General features: G+C 66.6%; 16 protein-coding genes. 2 read left to right on the top strand and 14 right to left on the bottom strand.

Annotated elements, in window-relative coordinates:
• Positions 1-2 precede the first annotated feature (2 nt).
• The 4 genes from bcsA to bcsD form a co-directional block, all read right to left on the bottom strand.
• Positions 3-2,210 carry a UDP-forming cellulose synthase catalytic subunit gene (gene bcsA / locus LJ656_RS18720; RefSeq protein WP_230510869.1) on the bottom strand — a complete coding sequence of 736 codons (2,208 nt, stop codon included), beginning with the start codon at positions 2,208-2,210 and terminating at the stop codon, positions 3-5.
• Complete coding sequence (gene bcsQ / locus LJ656_RS18715) at positions 2,207-2,995, bottom strand: cellulose biosynthesis protein BcsQ (protein ID WP_230510868.1); 789 nt, start codon at positions 2,993-2,995, stop codon at positions 2,207-2,209. Before bcsQ ends, bcsA begins: the two co-directional genes overlap by 4 nt.
• A complete protein-coding gene (gene bcsP, locus LJ656_RS18710) occupies positions 2,992-4,017 on the bottom strand; it encodes a cellulose biosynthesis protein BcsP (RefSeq protein WP_230510867.1) in 1,026 nt (341 codons plus the stop codon). The genes bcsQ and bcsP overlap by 4 nt, the downstream gene beginning before the upstream one ends.
• Positions 4,018-4,247: 230 nt before the next feature.
• Positions 4,248-4,703, bottom strand: a complete 456-nt coding sequence (bcsD, locus tag LJ656_RS18705) for a cellulose biosynthesis protein BcsD (RefSeq protein WP_230510866.1) — start codon at positions 4,701-4,703, stop codon at positions 4,248-4,250.
• A 787-nt stretch (positions 4,704-5,490) separates the two neighbouring features.
• Between bcsD and LJ656_RS18700 the strand changes: the two genes are divergently transcribed.
• On the top strand, positions 5,491-7,965 hold the full coding sequence (locus LJ656_RS18700) for a bifunctional diguanylate cyclase/phosphodiesterase (RefSeq protein WP_230510865.1): 2,475 nt from the start codon (positions 5,491-5,493) through the stop codon (positions 7,963-7,965).
• A 27-nt stretch (positions 7,966-7,992) separates the two neighbouring features.
• Here LJ656_RS18700 and hpaI read toward each other — a convergent pair whose 3' ends face one another.
• From hpaI to LJ656_RS18665, 7 genes are all read right to left on the bottom strand, one after another.
• Positions 7,993-8,796: a 4-hydroxy-2-oxoheptanedioate aldolase gene (gene hpaI, locus LJ656_RS18695; RefSeq protein ID WP_230510864.1), complete on the bottom strand. Its 804-nt coding sequence runs from the start codon at positions 8,794-8,796 to the stop codon at positions 7,993-7,995.
• Positions 8,797-8,806: 10 nt separating this feature from the next.
• Positions 8,807-9,610, bottom strand: a complete 804-nt coding sequence (gene hpaH, locus LJ656_RS18690) for a 2-oxo-hept-4-ene-1,7-dioate hydratase (protein ID WP_230510863.1) — start codon at positions 9,608-9,610, stop codon at positions 8,807-8,809.
• Positions 9,611-9,619: 9 nt separating this feature from the next.
• Positions 9,620-10,018 carry a 5-carboxymethyl-2-hydroxymuconate Delta-isomerase gene (locus tag LJ656_RS18685; RefSeq protein ID WP_230510862.1) on the bottom strand — a complete coding sequence of 133 codons (399 nt, stop codon included), beginning with the start codon at positions 10,016-10,018 and terminating at the stop codon, positions 9,620-9,622.
• 17 nt (positions 10,019-10,035) lie between these two features.
• Positions 10,036-10,899: a 3,4-dihydroxyphenylacetate 2,3-dioxygenase gene (hpaD, locus tag LJ656_RS18680; protein WP_230510861.1), complete on the bottom strand. Its 864-nt coding sequence runs from the start codon at positions 10,897-10,899 to the stop codon at positions 10,036-10,038.
• Positions 10,900-10,936: 37 nt separating this feature from the next.
• Complete coding sequence (hpaE, locus tag LJ656_RS18675; RefSeq protein WP_230510860.1) at positions 10,937-12,394, bottom strand: 5-carboxymethyl-2-hydroxymuconate semialdehyde dehydrogenase; 1,458 nt, start codon at positions 12,392-12,394, stop codon at positions 10,937-10,939.
• Between the two features lie 82 nt (positions 12,395-12,476).
• A complete protein-coding gene (locus LJ656_RS18670) occupies positions 12,477-13,235 on the bottom strand; it encodes a fumarylacetoacetate hydrolase family protein (protein WP_230510859.1) in 759 nt (252 codons plus the stop codon).
• Entirely contained in the window at positions 13,232-14,029 is a 798-nt protein-coding gene (locus LJ656_RS18665; protein WP_230510858.1) for a fumarylacetoacetate hydrolase family protein, read from the bottom strand. Before LJ656_RS18665 ends, LJ656_RS18670 begins: the two co-directional genes overlap by 4 nt.
• 188 nt (positions 14,030-14,217) lie before the next feature.
• Between LJ656_RS18665 and hpaR the strand changes: the two genes are divergently transcribed.
• Complete coding sequence (hpaR, locus tag LJ656_RS18660) at positions 14,218-14,625, top strand: homoprotocatechuate degradation operon regulator HpaR (RefSeq protein WP_230510857.1); 408 nt, start codon at positions 14,218-14,220, stop codon at positions 14,623-14,625.
• 59 nt (positions 14,626-14,684) lie between these two features.
• Here hpaR and LJ656_RS18655 read toward each other — a convergent pair whose 3' ends face one another.
• The 3 genes from LJ656_RS18655 to LJ656_RS18645 form a co-directional block, all read right to left on the bottom strand.
• A complete protein-coding gene (locus LJ656_RS18655; protein ID WP_230510856.1) occupies positions 14,685-15,821 on the bottom strand; it encodes a DSD1 family PLP-dependent enzyme in 1,137 nt (378 codons plus the stop codon).
• Positions 15,822-15,847: 26 nt separating this feature from the next.
• Positions 15,848-16,567: an HAD family hydrolase gene (locus tag LJ656_RS18650; protein WP_230510855.1), complete on the bottom strand. Its 720-nt coding sequence runs from the start codon at positions 16,565-16,567 to the stop codon at positions 15,848-15,850.
• A 99-nt stretch (positions 16,568-16,666) separates the two neighbouring features.
• On the bottom strand, positions 16,667-17,572 hold the full coding sequence (locus LJ656_RS18645; RefSeq protein WP_230510854.1) for a LysR substrate-binding domain-containing protein: 906 nt from the start codon (positions 17,570-17,572) through the stop codon (positions 16,667-16,669).
• Between the last annotated feature and the right edge of the window lie 23 nt (positions 17,573-17,595).

The raw sequence follows: 17,595 nt of genomic DNA, 5'->3' as shown, positions 1-17,595 counted from the left end.
GATCAGTCTTTGGTTTTTAGCTTCTTGACGTCCGCCGGACGGCTTTTGATCGAACTGCGCAGGTCGTCGTACAGATGTTCGAACAGCCCGCCGATGCCGCGCGCGCCGACCTTCAGCACGTGCGACAGACCGCGCAGCGGGGTGTCCTGCTCGCGGCCCTCGGCCCAGCCGGTCCACGCATCGGCGCGCGCGAAGGTGGTCTTGACGAACTCGTACTCCTGCTCGCGGCTCATCGCGCCGAAGCGCAGGCCGACCCGGCCGGGCTCGGTAAAGCTGACGGTGGCCGGGAACGCGAATTCTTCGTCGCCGCGAAACAGCGACACGCTCACGCGCTCGTGCATCGGCACCTCGATGCTGGCGGGCAGCGCGACGCCGACGCCGCCTTCCGAGTAATCGATGGTTTCGCACGCGAGCGTGCGGCCGGTCGAGAACTTCAGCATCACCGGCATCTTCATCGCGACCCGGTGCACCGCGCGAATCTGCCGGCGCTCGCTGGCGGCGGCCACGCTGGCGCCGAGAATCAGCATGTTGTAGCCGGTCCACGCGAGGTTCAGCACGGTGGTCTCGACGATGCTGCGCACGTGGAAATTCAGATAGATGTGCACGAGTCCGGCCAGAAAGCCGAGCAGGTTCAGCAGCAGCAGGAACAGATACGGCCGCGAGATCGACCAGTCGAAGTAGTTCTTCTCGATCTGGCCGCCCTTGGCCGTCACGTTGAATTTGCCGAGCTTCGGGTTGATCAGCGCGAGCAGCGTCGGCGCGGTGATGTACGAGGCCAGCACCGATTCGTACACCTCGGCCCAGAACGAATGGCGGAACAGCCGCTGCATCCGCGAGTTGGTGATGCTCGCGTGCATCATGTGCGGCAGCGCGTAGATCGCGATCGTGCCGGCGGCCGCCTCGATCACGTGCGCGCCGAAGAACAGGAACGACAGCGGCGCGGTCAGGAACACCAGCCGGGGCACCCCGTAGAAGAAGTGCATCATCGCGTTCAGATAGCACAGCCGCTGGCCGAGCTTCAGCCCCTTGCCGGTGAGCGGATTGTCGATCCGGAAAATCTGGGTCATCCCGCGGGCCCAGCGGATCCGCTGGCCGATATGGCCGGACAGGCTCTCGGTCGCGAGGCCGGCGGCCTGCGGGATCGCCAGATACGCGGTGGTGTAGCCGAGCCGGTGCAGCTTCAGCGCGGTGTGTGCATCTTCGGTCACGGTCTCGACCGCGATCCCGCCGATCTCCTCGACCATGCTCCGGCGCAACAGCGCGCACGAGCCGCAGAAGAACGTCGCGTTCCACAGATCGTTGCCGTCCTGCACGAGGCCGTAGAACAGCTCGCCCTCGTTCGGCACCTTGCGGAAAGTGCCCAGATTGCGCTCGAACGGGTCGGCGTTGAAGAAGTGGTGCGGCGTTTGCAGCATCGACAGCAGCTTGTCGCGCAGGAACCAGCCGAGGCCGATCTGCAGGAACGAGCGGGTCGGGATGTGATCGCAGTCGAAGATCGCGATGTACTCGCCGCCGGTGATCTTCAGCGCTTCGTTGATGTTGCCGGCCTTCGCGTGACGGTTGTGAGTGCGAATCGTCCAGTTGACGCCGACTTCCTCGCAAAACGCCTTGAACTCGGGGCGGCGGCCGTCGTCGAGCACGTGGATCGACAGTTTATCGGCTGGGTAGTCGAGCGCGAGCGCCGCGTAGATGGTCGGCTTCACGACCGACAGCGGTTCGTTGTAGGTCGGAATGAATACATCGACGGTCGGCCAGGCCTCGCGATCGGCGGGCAGCGGCAGCGGCTTGCGCTTGAGCGGCCACGCGGTCTGGAAGTAGCCGAGCATCAGCACCAGCGTCGAGTACACCTCGGCGGACACCAGCAGCAGCCCCCACGCGGCATCGAGCGGATGTTCCCAGTAAGTGGTCTCGGTCAGGCGCCAGTACATGTAGCGGCCGGACGCGACGATCGACAGCATGATCATCACCATCGTCGCGTAGCGGCCCTGCATCCGCCGGAACAGCAGCGCGAGCGCGAAGCAGCAGGTCGCGAAGGTCAGCTGCTGCGCGAAGCCGAGCGGCACCGTGAACACGAAATACAGCATGTACAGCGCGAGCAGCGTGACGAGGCCGGTGACGATGCGGCTGTTCCAGAAACGCGCGTCGATGAAGCGCGCGAAGCGCGAGGACTCGCCGCCCTCGGGCTCGCGCGAAGAGGCCGGGCTGCTCATGCGACGTTCCTCGGCGGCACGGCGATCGCGTCGAGCGCCGCGGTGAGCCACGCGCCGCACGCGCGCAAGTCGGCGGCGGCCTGGCTGAGCGGGTCGTAGTGAATCAGCGTGGTGTCGCAGGCGAGCGCTTCGCTGACGCCTTCGTCGAGATGGATCACGCCGGGGAACACGCGGCCGGCGAGCATGTCGCGCAGCACCTTCAGCACGTCCTTGGTCAGCTGGCGCGACTGGTCGATCTGGTTGACCACGTAGCCGACCCCGCCGAACTCGGGACGCGGCGCCGCGTAGCTGGCGATCAGCCGTTCCATTTGCGGGATCGCCGCGTACGACGCGGCGTCGGCGAGCACGACGTTCAGCGCGAAGGTCGCGGCGGTCAGCGCGGTGCGCACATAGACCGACGAGCCGGGCGGGGTGTCGACGATCACGATGTCGGACGGCTCGAGCCGCAGGTGCTGCAACATGTGCGCGAGCCACTGCGGATGCTGGTCGAGATACGCCTCGAAACGGCGCCGGTCGTCTTCGAGCACCGCGCCGTACGGCAGCACGGTGACGCCGTCGATGCCGTCGAACATTACCGTTTGCCACGGGTTGCCGGACAGCGTCGCGCGCGACAGACCGTCGATGCTGTCGAGCGGCACGCCGAAGTGCAGGCGCAGCGCGTTCTGCGGGTCGAGGTCGAGGGCGATCACGCGGCGGCCGCTATTGGCCAGCACGGACGCGAGATTGGCGGCGAGGGTGGTCTTGCCGACCCCGCCTTTGGCGGACACCACGGCGATGACTTTCATGAGCGACGCGAACCGTTGGTGAGCCACGGCGCGAAGCCGCCGCGAGGGGTGGGGGCGGCCGGTGCTGCCGGTGTTGCCGGTGCTGTCGGTGCTGCCGGTGCTGCCGGGTGGTTGGCGGTGGGCGCGGGGGTGCCGCGCAGGCGGTCGAACACCGATTGCAGCGGCGCGGGTTCGGAGCCGTGCGCTTGCGACGGCGCGGCCGGGTTCTGCGCGGCGAACAGTTTGCCGAGGATGGAGCCGGGTTGCGTGGCTTGCGGCGCTTGTGGCGCTTGTGGCCCTTGCGCGGGGGGCCACGCCTGGGTTGGCGGCGCCGGTTGCGCAGCTTGCGCGGCCGGCCACGGATGCGTGGGCTGGGCGGGTTGCACAGCTTGCGCCGCCGGCCACGAACGCGCGGGCTGGGCGGCTTGCGTCACGTAAGCCGGTTGCGCCGCATGGGCGGGCGGCAGCGGCGCGGCCGGCGCTTGGCTGAGGTTCGGATTGCTTGTTGCGGCGGCGCGCGCCCACGCCGGGGCGGGCGGCACGGACGGGATAGGGGGCACCGGCTGCGCGGCCGGCGCGGCAACCGCACCGGCTGCAACCGCCGCGCGCTGCGCCGCCTGCTGCTCGAGCGCCGCTTCAGCCGCCGCTGCGCGCGCACTCGCTTCATCGAGTCCTTCGAGCGTGTTGAAGCGCGCCGCGCCGCTCGGCGTGAGCGGCTTTTCGACGACCGGCTGCACCGGCGGAATGTCGCGCCGGTGCGAGCGCGTGAACAGCTGCGACTTCGCGCGCGTGACCGACGAAACGTCCTGCGGGGTCGTGTCTTTCTGCGCCGCGGGCGCCGGCGCGGCGCTCGCCGGCTGCGGGCGGCTCTCGCCGGCCATGCCGATTTCCGGAATCGCCGGCTGGGTCAGATCCAGCGTGACGAGCAACGGCCAACGGGTGCGCGCGCTGCGCGCGTCGTTTTCGCGGCCGATCTCCTGGTACGCGTTGGCGTCGCCGCCAAACTGATCGAACAGTTTTTCGATGTCGCTCGATGAACTCATGGTGCCGCCGTCTTTTACCTGCTTTGCAGTGCCCCGCTCGGACTCGCCGGGGTGCTATTTATATGAACTGCTTATCCCTGATCCTGGTTGGCGGCCGCCCGGGGCATCGCCGCCTTGCCGCGCCCGGCATTCCCGCCATCCGCCTTCGTCGGCGTTAGCCGCCGCCCTGTGATGCATCCGCGCTGCCAGAACGGCGCCGCGGCCTTGCAGATTCGTTCGTCGATCGGAAGTTAAGCCGGATGCCGGCCGAGGCGGAATTCGAGCGCGCTGTCGACGCCGAACCCGCTCGTCTGCACAACCGACAGACCTTGCGCGCCCAACGCGCTGAACCAGCTCTGATAGACGCCCTCGAGAAACGCCGGGGTCCACGCGAGCGCCGTTTCGCCGAACGCCGGCAGCGGCGCGCAATAGTGCACGATGCGCAGCGACTCGGCTTCGTCCGCGAGTTCGACATAGCCCCAATCCATCGCGCGCCAGTAGTCGTTCAACGCCTGCTGGAGGTCGGCCGTTGACCCGCACGCGGGCAGCGGATGCGCTTGCGCGAAGCGAACCCCGACGCGCTGCATCAACTGGCGCAGTTCGTCACGGCCGATCTGCGCTTCGAACTCGCCGGCCAGCGCGCTCAACATGCCGCGCCATTGCGGCGAGATCTGGCGTTCCAGCAGGTAGTCGAGAATGGGGACCATGGTTTCCGGGAATGATGACTGTCGGGTCCGTCGCGGCGGTCCGGCAGCCAGTAAGAATCAAAGGCAGCGCGGCCAATCATGACGCGCGTACGTCATATTTACCGCGGTGTCCAGTCTGTTGCGAACACTTCGCAGGAAGTCTACTTAAGACACTAACTTTTAGCCACTTTCGATTGGCCAGTTATGCGTGAGTCGACGTACCCGAGCGACACGCAATTACGTCATTTTTTCTGAATCGCTTGTATCGAAACGGTTTTTCGCTATGCATGGCGAAAAACGCTCGCGCGGCTATAGGTGTATTAACCGACAATCAGGTATCGCGCCTACTCTTTTATGCGCGCTCGACATGCCGGCGCGAGCGTGCGGATAAAGCCCGCGTGGCCGGCAAAACTTGCGAATTCTTTCCAAAATGTAGGACGGCGCGCATAGCGCTGCGGCAAGTCCGGCATACGAGCGCGTCTATGTGATGCGTATTAACTCCGTGATTGAGCGAGTGTCTGTTTTGTTCACGGCGACGCTCGCCGCTTATCACGCGGTCCGGGTATTTTTGGCGAATAAAAATCTGCGTAGCATGCACGCGAAGCCGGCCCTGCGATATGCGGCGCGGGGGCAATGCCGTTCGATTCAAATCGACTCGGGAATGCGCGCTCGCGGTGCAAGCGGCGGCGTGCACGCGGGCGGCGGCCGCGGGGTCACGTGGCCGCCGGGCATCCGCGCGATTAACTTTTGTCGGATGTTTGCCGATAACCACTGGCGGAGCAACCGGAACCCAGCCTGATCGCCCTTTATGTCTGCCATCTCCATGCAGCCCCCCGAGCCCGGTTTGCGCGAGCGCTTTCACCAGCGCTCGCTCGATCACCAGAGGCCGGTCTCGATCGTGACGATGGCCTTCACGGTGATCGCGTTCCTGTGCATGGTGGCCGCGCGCACCCAGGTTTCCGGGCCGGCCGCGCCGCTCGCCTACCGGCTGCTGTGCGCGCTGGTGCTCGCGCTGCTGGTGCTGGCGCTGCCGCGCGCGCGCTCGCCGTTCGCGTTCGGCGCGCTCGGCGTCGCTTATCTGCTGGTGTTGACCGGCGGGGTGGTGCTCAATGCGGGCGGCGTCGCGCAGCCGTTGCTGTGGCTGCTGCCCGCGCTGGTCGTGATCCCGATCTGCGCGGGGCCGCTGTGGCTCACGCCCGCGCATTTCATCACGGGCAGCGTGCTGTTCTATGCATGCGTGATCGGTCTGCTGCTCGGCATCCAGCGAACTCCCGAGGTCGACGCGGCGGTGTGGACCTGGGTCGTCGCGGTCGGCGCGCCGGCCTCCGCGGTGTTCCATTTCGGCTTCTACCGGTTTCGCCGCGCGCATTTTCTGCTGGAAAGCCAGCTCGCGCAGCTCGCCGCCACCGATCCGCTGACCGGTCTGCAAAACCGCCGCGCGTTCGTCAAGCGCGCGGAGGAACGGCTCGCCGCGCCGGCGCCGGGCGGGCCACTCAGCGCGATCTTTCTCGACATCGATAATTTCAAGTCGCTGAACGACCGCTTCGGTCATGCGGTCGGCGACCATGCGCTATTCCGGGTCGCGCAGGTGCTGATGGACGAAGTCGGCGCGGGGCAGAGCGTAAGCCGGATCGGCGGCGAGGAGTTCGCGCTGCTGCTCGATGCCGACCTTGCCGGCGCGCTGCGGATCGCGGAGCGGGTGCGCGCCGGGATCGCCGGCATCGAACGCCCGGACGGTTTGCTGAGCGCGAGCTTCGGGGTCGCCGAGCATCGTCCCGGCGAGAGCTTCATGGGACTGCTCGATCGCGCGGACGAGGCGCTGCTGCGCGCCAAGCAGTCGGGGCGTAACCGGGTTTGCGCGGAAGGCGCGGTGCCGGTTGATGCGGCGGGTGCGGTGCGTGTGCCGCATGAGGGCGGCGGCCGCGTATCCGGCGGGCCGGGCGGTGAAGCGGTTGGGACTGCCCTGGTCGATGCGGCGGCGGGGACTGCCCGAGCTTCCGCTGCCGCTGAGGCGTCTGAGGCCGTTGAGACCGCTGAGGCCGCTGAGGCCGCTGAGGCCGCTGGGACTGCCGTGGCCCCTCGCCACCTGTGGAACGACTTCGCGTTGATCTCGCATTTCCAGCCGCTATACAGCCTGTCGCATCAGAAGCAGGTCGGCTTCGAGGCGCTGTTGCGCGGCGAGCGCGACGACGGCTCGCTGGTGCCGCCGGCGACGCTATTCGCGCCGCAGCCGGCCAGCGACGAAGGCGCGCTCGACCGCGCGAGCCATGCGGTGCATCTGGACAACGCGCGCCGCGCGCTGCCCGCCGATGCGTGGCTGTTCCTGAACATCCTGCCGGCCACCTTCATTGCCGACGGCTATGCGGACCGGTTGACGCAAATCGTGCGCGGCGCCGGACTCGAGCCCGAACGCGTAGTCCTGGAGATTCTCGAATCGCACGGCGGCAGCGTCGCCGAGATGTCGCGCGCGGCCGGGCGCTATCGTCAGCACGGTTTCCTGATCGCGGTCGACGATTTCGGCGCGGGCCAGTCGAACCTCGACCGGCTGCTGCGAATCCGTCCGGACCTCGTGAAGCTCGACGGCGAACTGATCCGCGCGACCAGCCACGGCACGCAGCGGCCGATCCTGCCCAAGCTCGTGTCGCTGCTGCATCAGGCGGGGATGCTGGTGGTGGTCGAGGGCGTGGAGACCGAAGCGGAACTGATTCTGGCGGTCGAATCGAATGTGGATTTCGCGCAGGGTTATCTGCTCGGCCGGCCCGCGCGCGAGATCGCGCCGCCGGAGTCGGTGCACCGGCGCATCGACGACGCGTTCGACGTAATCGCGCAGGGCCGCGCGCATCAGCACGCATTGTTCGAATCGGAAGTGGAACCGTACCGGCTGGAACTGCGGCGCGCGGCCACCGAATTACGCGCGGGCGCCGCGATGGACGCCGCGTTCGCGACGCTCGCGGCCTTCGCGCGCTGCATCAGCTGCTTCATTCTCGACGGCAGCGGCCGCCAGCTCGGCCACGAAGTGCGGGGGCCCGCATGGTGCAAGGATACGGCGTCGTTGCAGCCGGTCGCGAATCCGCGCGACGCGCGTTGGGATCATCGGCCGTATTTTCGCAACGCGGTGCTGTTGCCCGGCGAGCCAGTTACCAGTAATCCTTATCTTTCGCTCGCGAGCGGGCGGCCTTGTATCGCGGTGACACTGGCCGAGCAGCTCGGCACCGAGCGCTGCGTGGTCGGTGTCGAGCTGGACTGGTCGGCGCGCGGTTTGCCGTGGCCGGCGCGGGAGTAGGGGAGCAGTAAAGGCTTGTAGTGCGGTCTAGTAACCGCCGTTGACCGGCGCGGCGCTCGCCGGCGTGTCCTTGAACGACGCGGCCAGATCCGCGGCCGCGCGGCTCAGCAGACCGGTATCGGTGCCGACCGCGACGAAGCTCGCGCCGGCCGCCAGATACTCGCGCGCGAGCGCCGGGTCGGGCGCGAGCACGCCGGCCGCCTTGCCCGCGTCGCGCACCGTCGCGATGCCGCCGCGAATCGCGTCGCGCACCCGCGCGTCGCCCGGTTTGCCGAGCAAACCCATCGACGCGCTCAGATCCGACGGCCCGAAAAACACCGCGTCGACGCCGTCGACGCGCGCGATCTGCGCGAGGTTGTCGAGGCTCTGCACGGTCTCGGCCTGCACGATCACGCACAACTGCGACGCGGCGCCAGTCAGATAGTCGGGCACGCGATTCCAGCGCGACGCGCGTGCGAGCGCGCTGCCCACACCGCGAATTCCGTGCGGCGGATAGCGGGTCGCCGCGACCGCGTCGGCCGCTTGCGCGGCGGTGTCGATCATCGGCAGCAGCAGCGTCTGTGCGCCGATATCGAGCAGTTGCTTGATCAGCGCGGCGTCGCTGCGCACCGGCCGCACGACCGGATGCGACGGATACGCGGCCACCGCCTGCAATTGCGCGAGCGTGCTGCGTACGTCGTTCGGCGCGTGCTCGTTGTCGATCAGCAGCCAGTCGAAGCCGGCGGTCGCCAGCAGCTCGGTCACGTACGCGTCGGCGAGCGCGGCCCACAGGCCGAATTGCGGCTTGCCTTCGGCGAGCGCGCGTTTGAACGGGTTATGCGGCACGGACATATCGAGTCGCTCAGATGAAGTTCAAACCGATGCCGCCGAGCGGCCCATAGTCGACGTGGAACGTATCGCCGGCGCGCGCGGGGATCGGGCTGGTGAACGAGCCGCTCAGGATCACGTCGTGCGCGTTCAACATTTCGTCGTACGGAGCAATCTTGTTCGCGAGCCACGCGACGCCGGTGGCCGGATGATTGAGCACCGCCGCCGCCAGCCCGCTTTCCTCGACCGCGCCGTTCCTGTACAGCAGCGCGCCGACCCAGCGCAGATCGACGTCGAGCGGCCGCACCGGCCGGCCGCCGAGCACCACGCCGGCGTTCGCGGCGAAGTCGGAGATCGTGTCGTAGACCTTGCGCGGCGCGCGGGTGTCGCGATCGAACTGCTCGATGCGCGCATCGATGATTTCCACCGCCGGGGTCACGTAAGCGGTCGCGTCGAGCACGTCGAACAGCATGACGCCGGGGCCTTTGAGCGGCCTCGCCAGCACGAACGCGAGTTCCACTTCGACGCGCGGCGCGATGAAACGATCGGCGCGGATGTCCTGGCCGTTGTCGATAAACATGCTGTCGAGCAGCGGCGCGTAGTCCGGTTCGTCGATCTGCGACGAGCGCTGCATCGCGCGCGAGGTCAGGCCGATCTTTCTGCCCTTGATCACATGGCCTTCGGCGAGCTTCAGCCTGACCCACTCGCGTTGGATCGCATAACCGTCCTGCACGGTCATCTGCGGATACTGCGCGGAAAAATGGCGCAGCTGCGTGCGGGTCTTCTCGGCATGGTCGAGTTGCGCGGCGAGTTCGCGGATGATCTGTTCGTCTAGCATGATGAGTACTCAGCCTTTCAGGCGCGCATGCAGGTTGTTGTGTTTCCAGCTGCCCGCTTCGCTGAACTCGTTGATTTCCAGCGACAGCGCGAGACCCCGGCGTTCGAACTCCACTGCGAAGCGCTGCTTGAGCACCGCGAACAGCGCATCGCCGGCGGCCTTCTTCACCGCATCGGAGCGGCCCGCGCCGATCTTGAAGTTCGCGTGCATAAACGCGGCATCGGGGCGGCCGTCGGCGATGCAGTACTGCTCGCAGCGCAGCGCGCGCACGCGGATCCCGCCGAGCGGGAACACGCGTTCGCCGTTGTCGCGTTGTGCGTCGATGCATTGCGCGAGTTCGCTGCACAGTGCGCCGATTCGTTCGGCGTCCGCGAGATTCGCGCTGTATTCGAGTGTCAGGTGCGGCATAAGGGTGTGCTCCGTAATCAGGCGGGCAGCGGTGTGACCGGGAAGATCGCATTGATCTGGCCGGTGCCGGAACTGCCGAAATAAGGGGTGACGACTTCGACCTTGCCGTCGTAGCGGTCCCAGCCGAGCGCGCCGAGTAGCATCGCGGTGTCGTGCATGCCGCCTTCGCCCCAGCATTTCTCGTTGTAGAGCGGCAGCATTTCGCAGAAGGTTTTCCAGTCGCCGCTTTCCCACATGCGGACCACACTGCGGTCCATCTGTTCCAGCAATGGACTCCACACCGTGTGCATGTATTGCTCGGCGGTGCCGTTGTTCGCGAAGTGATGGCTGAGCGAGCCGCTCGCGAGGATCGCGACGGTGCCGTCGTAGCGTTCCTCGATCGCCTTGCGTACCGCGAGGCCGAAGCGCGCACTGGTTTCGAGGTCGTGCCACATGCACCAGCCGGCTACCGAAACGGCCTTGAAATGCTGGTCGCTATTCATGTAGCGCATCGGCACCAGCGTGCCGTATTCGAGTTCGAGCGTGGTCTTGCTGTGCGCGCGGCTTTTTACGCCCATTTCGTTCGCGACCTCGGCGATCAGCTCGCCGAGGCCGACGTTGCCGGGGTACGCGTACGGCATGTTGTTGATGAAATGCGGCAGCTCGTTGCTGGTGTACACGCCTTCGAAATGCGGCGCGCAATTGATGTGGTATTCGCTGTTCACGAGCCAGTGCACGTCGAACACGACGATCGTATCGACGCCGAGTTCGCGGCAGCGCCGGCCGATTTCGTGGTGGCCGTCGATCGCGCTCTGACGGCAGCCTTTATGCGGACCGTCGAGTTCCGACAGATACAACGACGGTACGTGAGTCACTTTTGCTGCTAACGCGAGTCTGCCCATGGCGCGTCTCCTCTGTCGATCCGGCGGCTCGCCGGTTTTACACGCCCCAGCGCGGAATATGATGCGAGCCGAGCGACACGCACACGTTCTTCGGTTCGAGGAATACTTCGTAGCTCCAGGTACCGCCTTCGCGCCCGACGCCCGATGCCTTGGTACCGCCGAACGGCTGGCGCAGATCGCGCACGTTCTGGCTGTTGACGAAGCACATTCCCGCTTCGACGGCGGCGGCCACCCGCAGCGCGCGGCCGGTGCTCTCGGTCCAGATATAGCTCGACAGGCCGTACGAGATATCGTTGGCCAGCCGGATCGCGTCGGCTTCGTCGTCGAACGGAATCAGGCACGCGACCGGCCCGAAGATTTCTTCCTGCGCGATGCGCATCCGGTTGTCGACGTCGACGAACACCGTCGGCGCGACGAAGTTGCCTTTGCACATCGCGTCGGGCAGATCCGGCAGGTCGAGGCCGCCGCACGCGAGCGTCGCGCCTTCCTTCGGGCCCAGTTCGATATAGCCGCGCACTTTGGCGAGGTGCCCCTGGCTGATCATCGGGCCGACGATCGTGCTGTCGGCGAGCGGATCGCCGACCGTCAACCGCTTCGCGCGTTCGATGAAACGCTCGGCGAAACGCGTGTAAATGGAGCGCTGCACGAGGATGCGCGAGCCGGCGGTGCAGCGTTCGCCGTTGTTCGAGAAGATCATGAACACCGCGGCGTCGAGCGCGCGTTCGAAGTCGGCGTCGTCGAAAATCACGAACGGCGACTTGCCGCCCAGTTCCATCGAAAACTTTTTCAGCCCGGCGCTCTGCACGATGCGGTTGCCGGTCGCGGTCGAGCCGGTGAACGACACCGCGTGCACGTCGCGATGCGCGACCAGCGGCTCGCCGGTTTCCTTGCCGTAGCCGTGCACGACGTTCAGCACGCCGGCCGGAATGCCCGCTTCGAGCGCGAGCCGACCGAGCATCGACGCGGTCAGCGGCGACAGCTCGCTCATCTTCAGCACCGCGGTGTTGCCGAATGCGAGGCAGGGCGCGACCTTCCACGTCGCCGTCATGAACGGCACGTTCCACGGCGAGATCAGCGCGCACACGCCGACCGGATGAAACAGCGTGTAGTTCAGGTGCGAATCGGTCGGGTAGGTGTGGCCGTCCACGCGCGTGCACATCTCGGCGAAGTAGCTGAAGTTGTCCGCCGCGCGCGGCACCAGTTGCTTGCGCGTCTGCGAGATGGTCTGGCCGGTGTCCTTCGTTTCGGTTTCCGAAATTTCCGGCACATGCTTCGTAATCAGCTCGCCGAGTTTGCGGGTCAGCTTCGCGCGTTCGGCGGCGGGTTTGGCCGCCCACGCGGGAAAGGCCTGCTTCGCCGCCTGCACGGCTTCGTCCACTTCCTTCTCGCCGCCGCGCGCGACCTCGCCGAGCACTTCCTGAGTGGCCGGGTTGACGGTTTCGAAGTACTCGTTCGAGGCACGTGCCTCGCCGTTGATCAGATGGTCGATCGGCATTGCGTTGTCCTTTGCGTATGCGCTCGCGTGGTGCTGTGAGCGTAGTCCTGTGAGCGTGGTCCTGTCAGCGTGGTCCTTTTAATCAGGCGCGACCGAAGTCCGCGTCCGATGCGATCGTGTTGACGAGACGGCCGAGGCCGTCGATTTCGCAGACGACTTCGTCGCCCGCATCGACGTTGACGGTCCCTTCGGGCGTGCCGGTCAGGATCACGTCGCCGGGTGCGAGCGTCATGAAGCTGCTCAGATATTCGATCAGCGCGGGGATGTCGGTGACGAGGTCGCGCGTGTTGCCGCGCTGCTGCAGCGTGCCGTTCACGAAGGTGCGCAATTCGAGCTGGTTCACGTCGGCGATGTCGGCCGCGTCGACGAACCACGGTCCCAGCACCGTGCCGCCGTCGCGGTTTTTCACGCGCAAATTCGGGCGGTAGTAGTTCTCGAGATAATCGCGAATCGCGTAGTCGTTCGCGATCATGTAGCCGGCCACGTGCTGCATCGCGGTGTCGCGCGTGACGTTGCGTGCGCCGCGGCCGATCACGACCGCCAGCTCGCACTCGTAGTGCATGAAGGTGACGTCAAGGGGGCGGCGCGTGAAGCCGCGATGACCGATTACCGTGCCCGGTCCCTTCATGAACACCAGCGGTTCTTCCTGTTTGCCGAACTGCAATTCCTTCGCGTGCTCCGCGTAGTTCAGACCGAGCGCGAAGATCGTGCCGGTTTCGAGCGGCGCGAGCCAGACCACTTCGTCTTCGCGGCGCACGCGGCCGTCGGCGAGACGCACGCCGTGTTCGTGAGGAGTCGCTTCGTGGATCGCTCCCGCATAGGCAACGCGGCCGCGCATCATGACGGTTCTCCGTTGGTTTCAGTGTTGGTTCGAGTGTTGGTTTGGCTTGCGCCGATGAACGTGATGCTGAGCGGCGGCAGATTGCCGATCGACAGGCTCGCGTTGTCGCCGATATGCGCGACCGGCGAGCCGTGGCGCACGCCGAGCGTCAGCACGTCGCCGGCACTGAGCGTCATGAAGTCGGTGACGTCGGCCAGCAACTGCGCGACGTTGCGCACGGAAGATGCGGTGCTGCCGCTAAAACTTGCGGCGCCGTTCAGCGCCACGCGAATGTCCAACGCATCCGGCGTCGCGACGTGGCGCGCGGCGACGAGGGCGGGGCCGATCACGCAGAAGCCGTCGCGCGCCCGCAGCCGCACGTTCGGGCGATATACGTTCGTATGCGGCACGCTCAGATCGGCGAGCAGCGTATAGCCGGCGATATAGCCCGCCGCCTGCGCAACGTCGACGCGCGACGCGGTGCGGCCGATCACGATGCCGAGCGACGCGCCGACTTCGACGCCGAACGCGTCATCCGGCACGACCACTTGCGCGCGGTGTCCGGCCAGCGTATTGCGCGGCTTCAGATACAGCACCGGCGCTTGCGGCGGCGCCTTGTACGGCGGCGCGTTGACCGCGTCGCCCAACGCGGCGAGCGCCGCACGGTCGTTCAACAGCGTGCCGTACACGGCGCCGGTGACGGGCGCGCGGCACGCAACGCCGCTCGCCAGCAGCGCGGCCGCGGCGTTCGCGTCCACGTCGCGCGGCAATGGATCGCCTTCGGGATGCAATAGATGATCGGCAAGGACAAACATGGACGGGCGGCCTCGTGGCGAGATGAATCCGGCGAAAACACTAATATGTTAGTAGTATTGCGCTTGATATGATTCACGGTCAATAGGCTGTCGATCAATCACGGGTTTTCCCTTAATCGACGTTCGCTTCCACTTTTCTTGCCGATATGTCCGCTGCGTCTACCCGAGTTTTGCACCGTAATCTGCCCATGCTGCTGCTGCGCGCACGCGAAAAAATGATGGAGCGTTTCCGTCCGCTGATCACCGCGCATGGACTCACCGAGCAGCAATGGCGGGTGATCCGCGCGCTGAACGAGCACGGCCCGATGGAGCCGCGTCAGATCTCCGATATCTGCACGATTTCGAGCCCGAGCATGGCCGGTGTGCTCGCGCGGATGGAGGCGATGGAACTGGTGACGAAGGAGCGTTTCGCCGAAGATCAGCGCCGCGTGCTGGTGTCGCTGACGGACACCAGCATCGAGCTGGTGCGGGTGATTTCGAAGGATCTCGAGGCGCATTACCGCGAGCTCGAGCGCAAGGTCGGACCGGAGATCGTCGAGCGCGTGTATCGCGCGGTCGACGATCTGCTGGCCGGGTTGTCGGAAGAGGACGAGTGAACAGGGGACGGCGTAAAGGTTATGCCGCGCCGCCCGCGCCGGGTTGATCGCGCAGCGGTTTACCAGCCGTAAAACCGCGGCCATTCGGTGCTGCTGCCATCGGCGGCCACCGCGTGATACTCGGGAAATTGCGCGCCGGTCGCGCATGCGTGATTCGGCAGGATGCGCAGCTTCATGCCGATCGGAAAGCGCTGCGCGATATCGCCGGCGGGCTCGCCGTCGGCGACCGCCGCGAGAATCCCGTGCTCCTGATTCGCGCCGCTCACCACGTAGCCCGGCAACAGCGTGCCGTTCAGCAAACACGGCTGTCCGTAGCCGAAATCATGGCTTTGCCGCGACGTGCCGCGATCGCGGCTCAGCGCCATCCAGCCCGCGTCGAGAATCGCCCAGCCCTTGTCTTCCTGATGACCGATCACGGTCGTCAGCACGCTGAGCGCGATGTCGTCGAGCGCGCATACGCCGACATTGCGCATCACCAGATCGAACAGTACGTAGACGCCGGCCCGCACTTCGGTCACGCCTTGCAGATCCCGCGCGGCGAGCGCGGTCGGGGTTGAGCCGACGCTGACCGCCGGGCACGCGATGCCCGCCGCGCGCAGCCGTTCAGCCGCGCGCACGCAGCCCGCGCGTTCCTGTTCGGCCAGCGCCGCGAGCGCGTCGGGCGTGTTCAATTCGTAGCTCGACCCCGCATGAGTCATCACGCCGCCGACCGTCACGCCGTTCTCGTGCAGGATCCGGCCGACGTCGAGCAGAGTCTGCTGTTCGGGCTGGATGCCGGAACGATGGCCGTCGGTATCGATTTCGATCCACGCTTCGAAGCGTTCGCCGTGCTGGTCGCCGAACGCGGCGAGCGCCGCCGCGGCGGTCGGATTGTCGACCACCAGTTTCAGATCGCAGCCCTGACGGCGCAGCGCGAGCGCGCGCGGCAGCTTCGACGGCACGATGCCGACCGCGTACAGGATGTCGGTGACGCCGGCCGCGAAAAATGCTTCGGCTTCCTTCAGAGTCGATACGGTGATGCCGCGCGCGCCGGCGGCGAGCTGCGCGCGCACCACATCGATCGATTTGGTGGTCTTTACGTGCGGGCGGAATGCGACGCCGAGTGTGTTCATCCGCGCCTGCATGCGCGCGATGTTCTTCTGCATCCGCGCGATGTCGATCAGCGCAGCCGGGGTGTCGATCTGTTCGAGTTTCATGCTGGTACCAGGAAGGCGAAGTGTTGTCAGGATTGAACTGTACGCGTTGCGCCGAAGCGTGCGAGCCACGGCACGAGGCCGTCGAGCGAGCGCGCCTCGATCTCGGGCGCCGGGGCGCCGGCGACGAGCGGCAGGCCGATATGGTTGTGCCAGTAGGTTCGCAAGCCGACCGCCGCGGTGCCGAACATGTCGTAGCTTGAACCGGCGACGAAAGCCGCGCGTTGCGGCGCGACGCCGAGCTGTTCCAGCGCGGCGCGGTACGGCTGCGGGTCCGGTTTGTAGACGCCGGCCTGTTCGGCCGTGACGATCGCATCCCAGCGGACCGGCAGCAGTTCGGCCGCCTGCGTGCCGAGCCGCGTCGAACAGTTGGTGACGACCGCGAGCTTGCAGTGCGGAGCGAGTGCGCGCAACGCGTCGAGCGCGCCCGGCCACGGTGACAGGTTCAGCCAGTTCGCTTCGAGTGCGTGCGCGGCGGCTTCGGGCAGGCCGACTTCAGCGGCGGCTTCACGCACCAGTTGTTCGTACGGCACGTAGCGGCCGCAGCCGTAGGTCAGACGCAGATACGCGGCGCGCCACGCGCGGCCCGCGCTTTCGGAGCCGGCGGCGTGGTTCCACGCGGTCCATGAGTCGAGCAGCGCGGTGAGGAGGTCGAACAGCACCGCGTCCGGATACGCGGTACCAACGGTGGCGGGCGAAGGGGCGGGCGAAGGGGCGTGCGAAAGGGCGGCAGGGGCGGAGGAAGGCATGATTGCGCATTGGCCGGCTGTTGACGATGCTCCGATTATAGAAGTCCGTTGCCTGTCCGCCGTTCAGTCGGATCGATTGATAGATTCAGTTGGACTGAATCATCGCCGCCACGGCGGCGCCGGCTTGAAGCAGCTTTGCAGATACCGCATGAAATGACGCGTGCGCGCGGGCAATCCGGTACGGCGGTGAGTCAGCGCGATCACGTTCGCGTCCGGCGCTTTCCATCCCGGCAGCAGGCGCACGAGTTTGCCGCTCGCCAGATCGTCGGCGACGTCCCATTCGGAGCGCAGGATCACGCCGCGTCCTTCACAGGCCCATTGGCGGATCACGTCGCCGTCGTTGCAGCTCAGATGCGCGGCGACCCGCACGCTGCGGCGCGTGCGGCCCTTGCTGAACTGCCACAGCGACACGTCCTCGTTGTTCTCGCGCAGCACGATGCACGGCAGCGCGCTCAACGCGTCGGGCGAGTCGGGCAGTCCGAACCGTTCGACCAGCGACGGCGCCGCGCACACGAAGCGCGCGTTCGGCGCGATCGTATAGCCGACGAGGTTCGACAGCGGCAGCTCGCCGATATGGACGACGATATCGAAACGATCGGGCGTATCGGTCAGCGGCCGGTCCGATAGCGTGAGCGCGACGTCGATGTCGGGATTGCGCTGCTGGAACTGGCCGATCAGCGGCGCCAGATGGCGGCGCCCGAAACCGAGCGGCGCATTGATCTTCAGCGTGCCGACGAGGCCGCCGCGGCGCGTTTGCAGGTCGTCGAACAGCGCGTCGAACTGCTCGATCAGCGCGGCGCCGCGCTCGCATAGCAGCAGACCTTCGTCGGTGAATTGCAGGCGGCGCGCGCTGCGATTGACGAGCTGCGTGCCGAGTTTCTTTTCCAGTTGCTGCAAGCGCTGCGTGACCGCCGACGGCGACAGCGCGAGCTTGCGCGCGGCGGCGAGCAGGCTGTCGCTGGCGCGCAGCGTGAGCAGGAAGCGCAGATCGGCCGAGTCGTTCATAGGGGCAAGGGCGGCGTGCGCAC

This window comes from Paraburkholderia sejongensis, from assembly GCF_020880815.1.
Taxonomy (GTDB): domain Bacteria; phylum Pseudomonadota; class Gammaproteobacteria; order Burkholderiales; family Burkholderiaceae; genus Paraburkholderia; species Paraburkholderia sejongensis.
Note: the sequence above shows the minus strand (reverse complement) of the source record. Positions and strands in the feature narration are given on the sequence as shown.

What these genes read in the sequence shown, in the direction of transcription:
- bcsA (WP_230510869.1), bottom strand. Translation starts at nt 2,210, where the DNA reads ATGAGCAGCCCGGCCTCTTCGCGCGAGCCCGAGGGCGGCGAGTCCTCG.
- bcsQ (WP_230510868.1), bottom strand. Translation starts at nt 2,995, where the DNA reads ATGAAAGTCATCGCCGTGGTGTCCGCCAAAGGCGGGGTCGGCAAGACC.
- bcsP (WP_230510867.1), bottom strand. Translation starts at nt 4,017, where the DNA reads ATGAGTTCATCGAGCGACATCGAAAAACTGTTCGATCAGTTTGGCGGC.
- bcsD (WP_230510866.1), bottom strand. Translation starts at nt 4,703, where the DNA reads ATGGTCCCCATTCTCGACTACCTGCTGGAACGCCAGATCTCGCCGCAA.
- LJ656_RS18700 (WP_230510865.1), top strand. Translation starts at nt 5,491, where the DNA reads ATGTCTGCCATCTCCATGCAGCCCCCCGAGCCCGGTTTGCGCGAGCGC.
- hpaI (WP_230510864.1), bottom strand. Translation starts at nt 8,796, where the DNA reads ATGTCCGTGCCGCATAACCCGTTCAAACGCGCGCTCGCCGAAGGCAAG.
- hpaH (WP_230510863.1), bottom strand. Translation starts at nt 9,610, where the DNA reads ATGCTAGACGAACAGATCATCCGCGAACTCGCCGCGCAACTCGACCAT.
- LJ656_RS18685 (WP_230510862.1), bottom strand. Translation starts at nt 10,018, where the DNA reads ATGCCGCACCTGACACTCGAATACAGCGCGAATCTCGCGGACGCCGAA.
- hpaD (WP_230510861.1), bottom strand. Translation starts at nt 10,899, where the DNA reads ATGGGCAGACTCGCGTTAGCAGCAAAAGTGACTCACGTACCGTCGTTG.
- hpaE (WP_230510860.1), bottom strand. Translation starts at nt 12,394, where the DNA reads ATGCCGATCGACCATCTGATCAACGGCGAGGCACGTGCCTCGAACGAG.
- LJ656_RS18670 (WP_230510859.1), bottom strand. Translation starts at nt 13,235, where the DNA reads ATGATGCGCGGCCGCGTTGCCTATGCGGGAGCGATCCACGAAGCGACT.
- LJ656_RS18665 (WP_230510858.1), bottom strand. Translation starts at nt 14,029, where the DNA reads ATGTTTGTCCTTGCCGATCATCTATTGCATCCCGAAGGCGATCCATTG.
- hpaR (WP_230510857.1), top strand. Translation starts at nt 14,218, where the DNA reads ATGCTGCTGCTGCGCGCACGCGAAAAAATGATGGAGCGTTTCCGTCCG.
- LJ656_RS18655 (WP_230510856.1), bottom strand. Translation starts at nt 15,821, where the DNA reads ATGAAACTCGAACAGATCGACACCCCGGCTGCGCTGATCGACATCGCG.
- LJ656_RS18650 (WP_230510855.1), bottom strand. Translation starts at nt 16,567, where the DNA reads ATGCCTTCCTCCGCCCCTGCCGCCCTTTCGCACGCCCCTTCGCCCGCC.
- LJ656_RS18645 (WP_230510854.1), bottom strand. Translation starts at nt 17,572, where the DNA reads ATGAACGACTCGGCCGATCTGCGCTTCCTGCTCACGCTGCGCGCCAGC.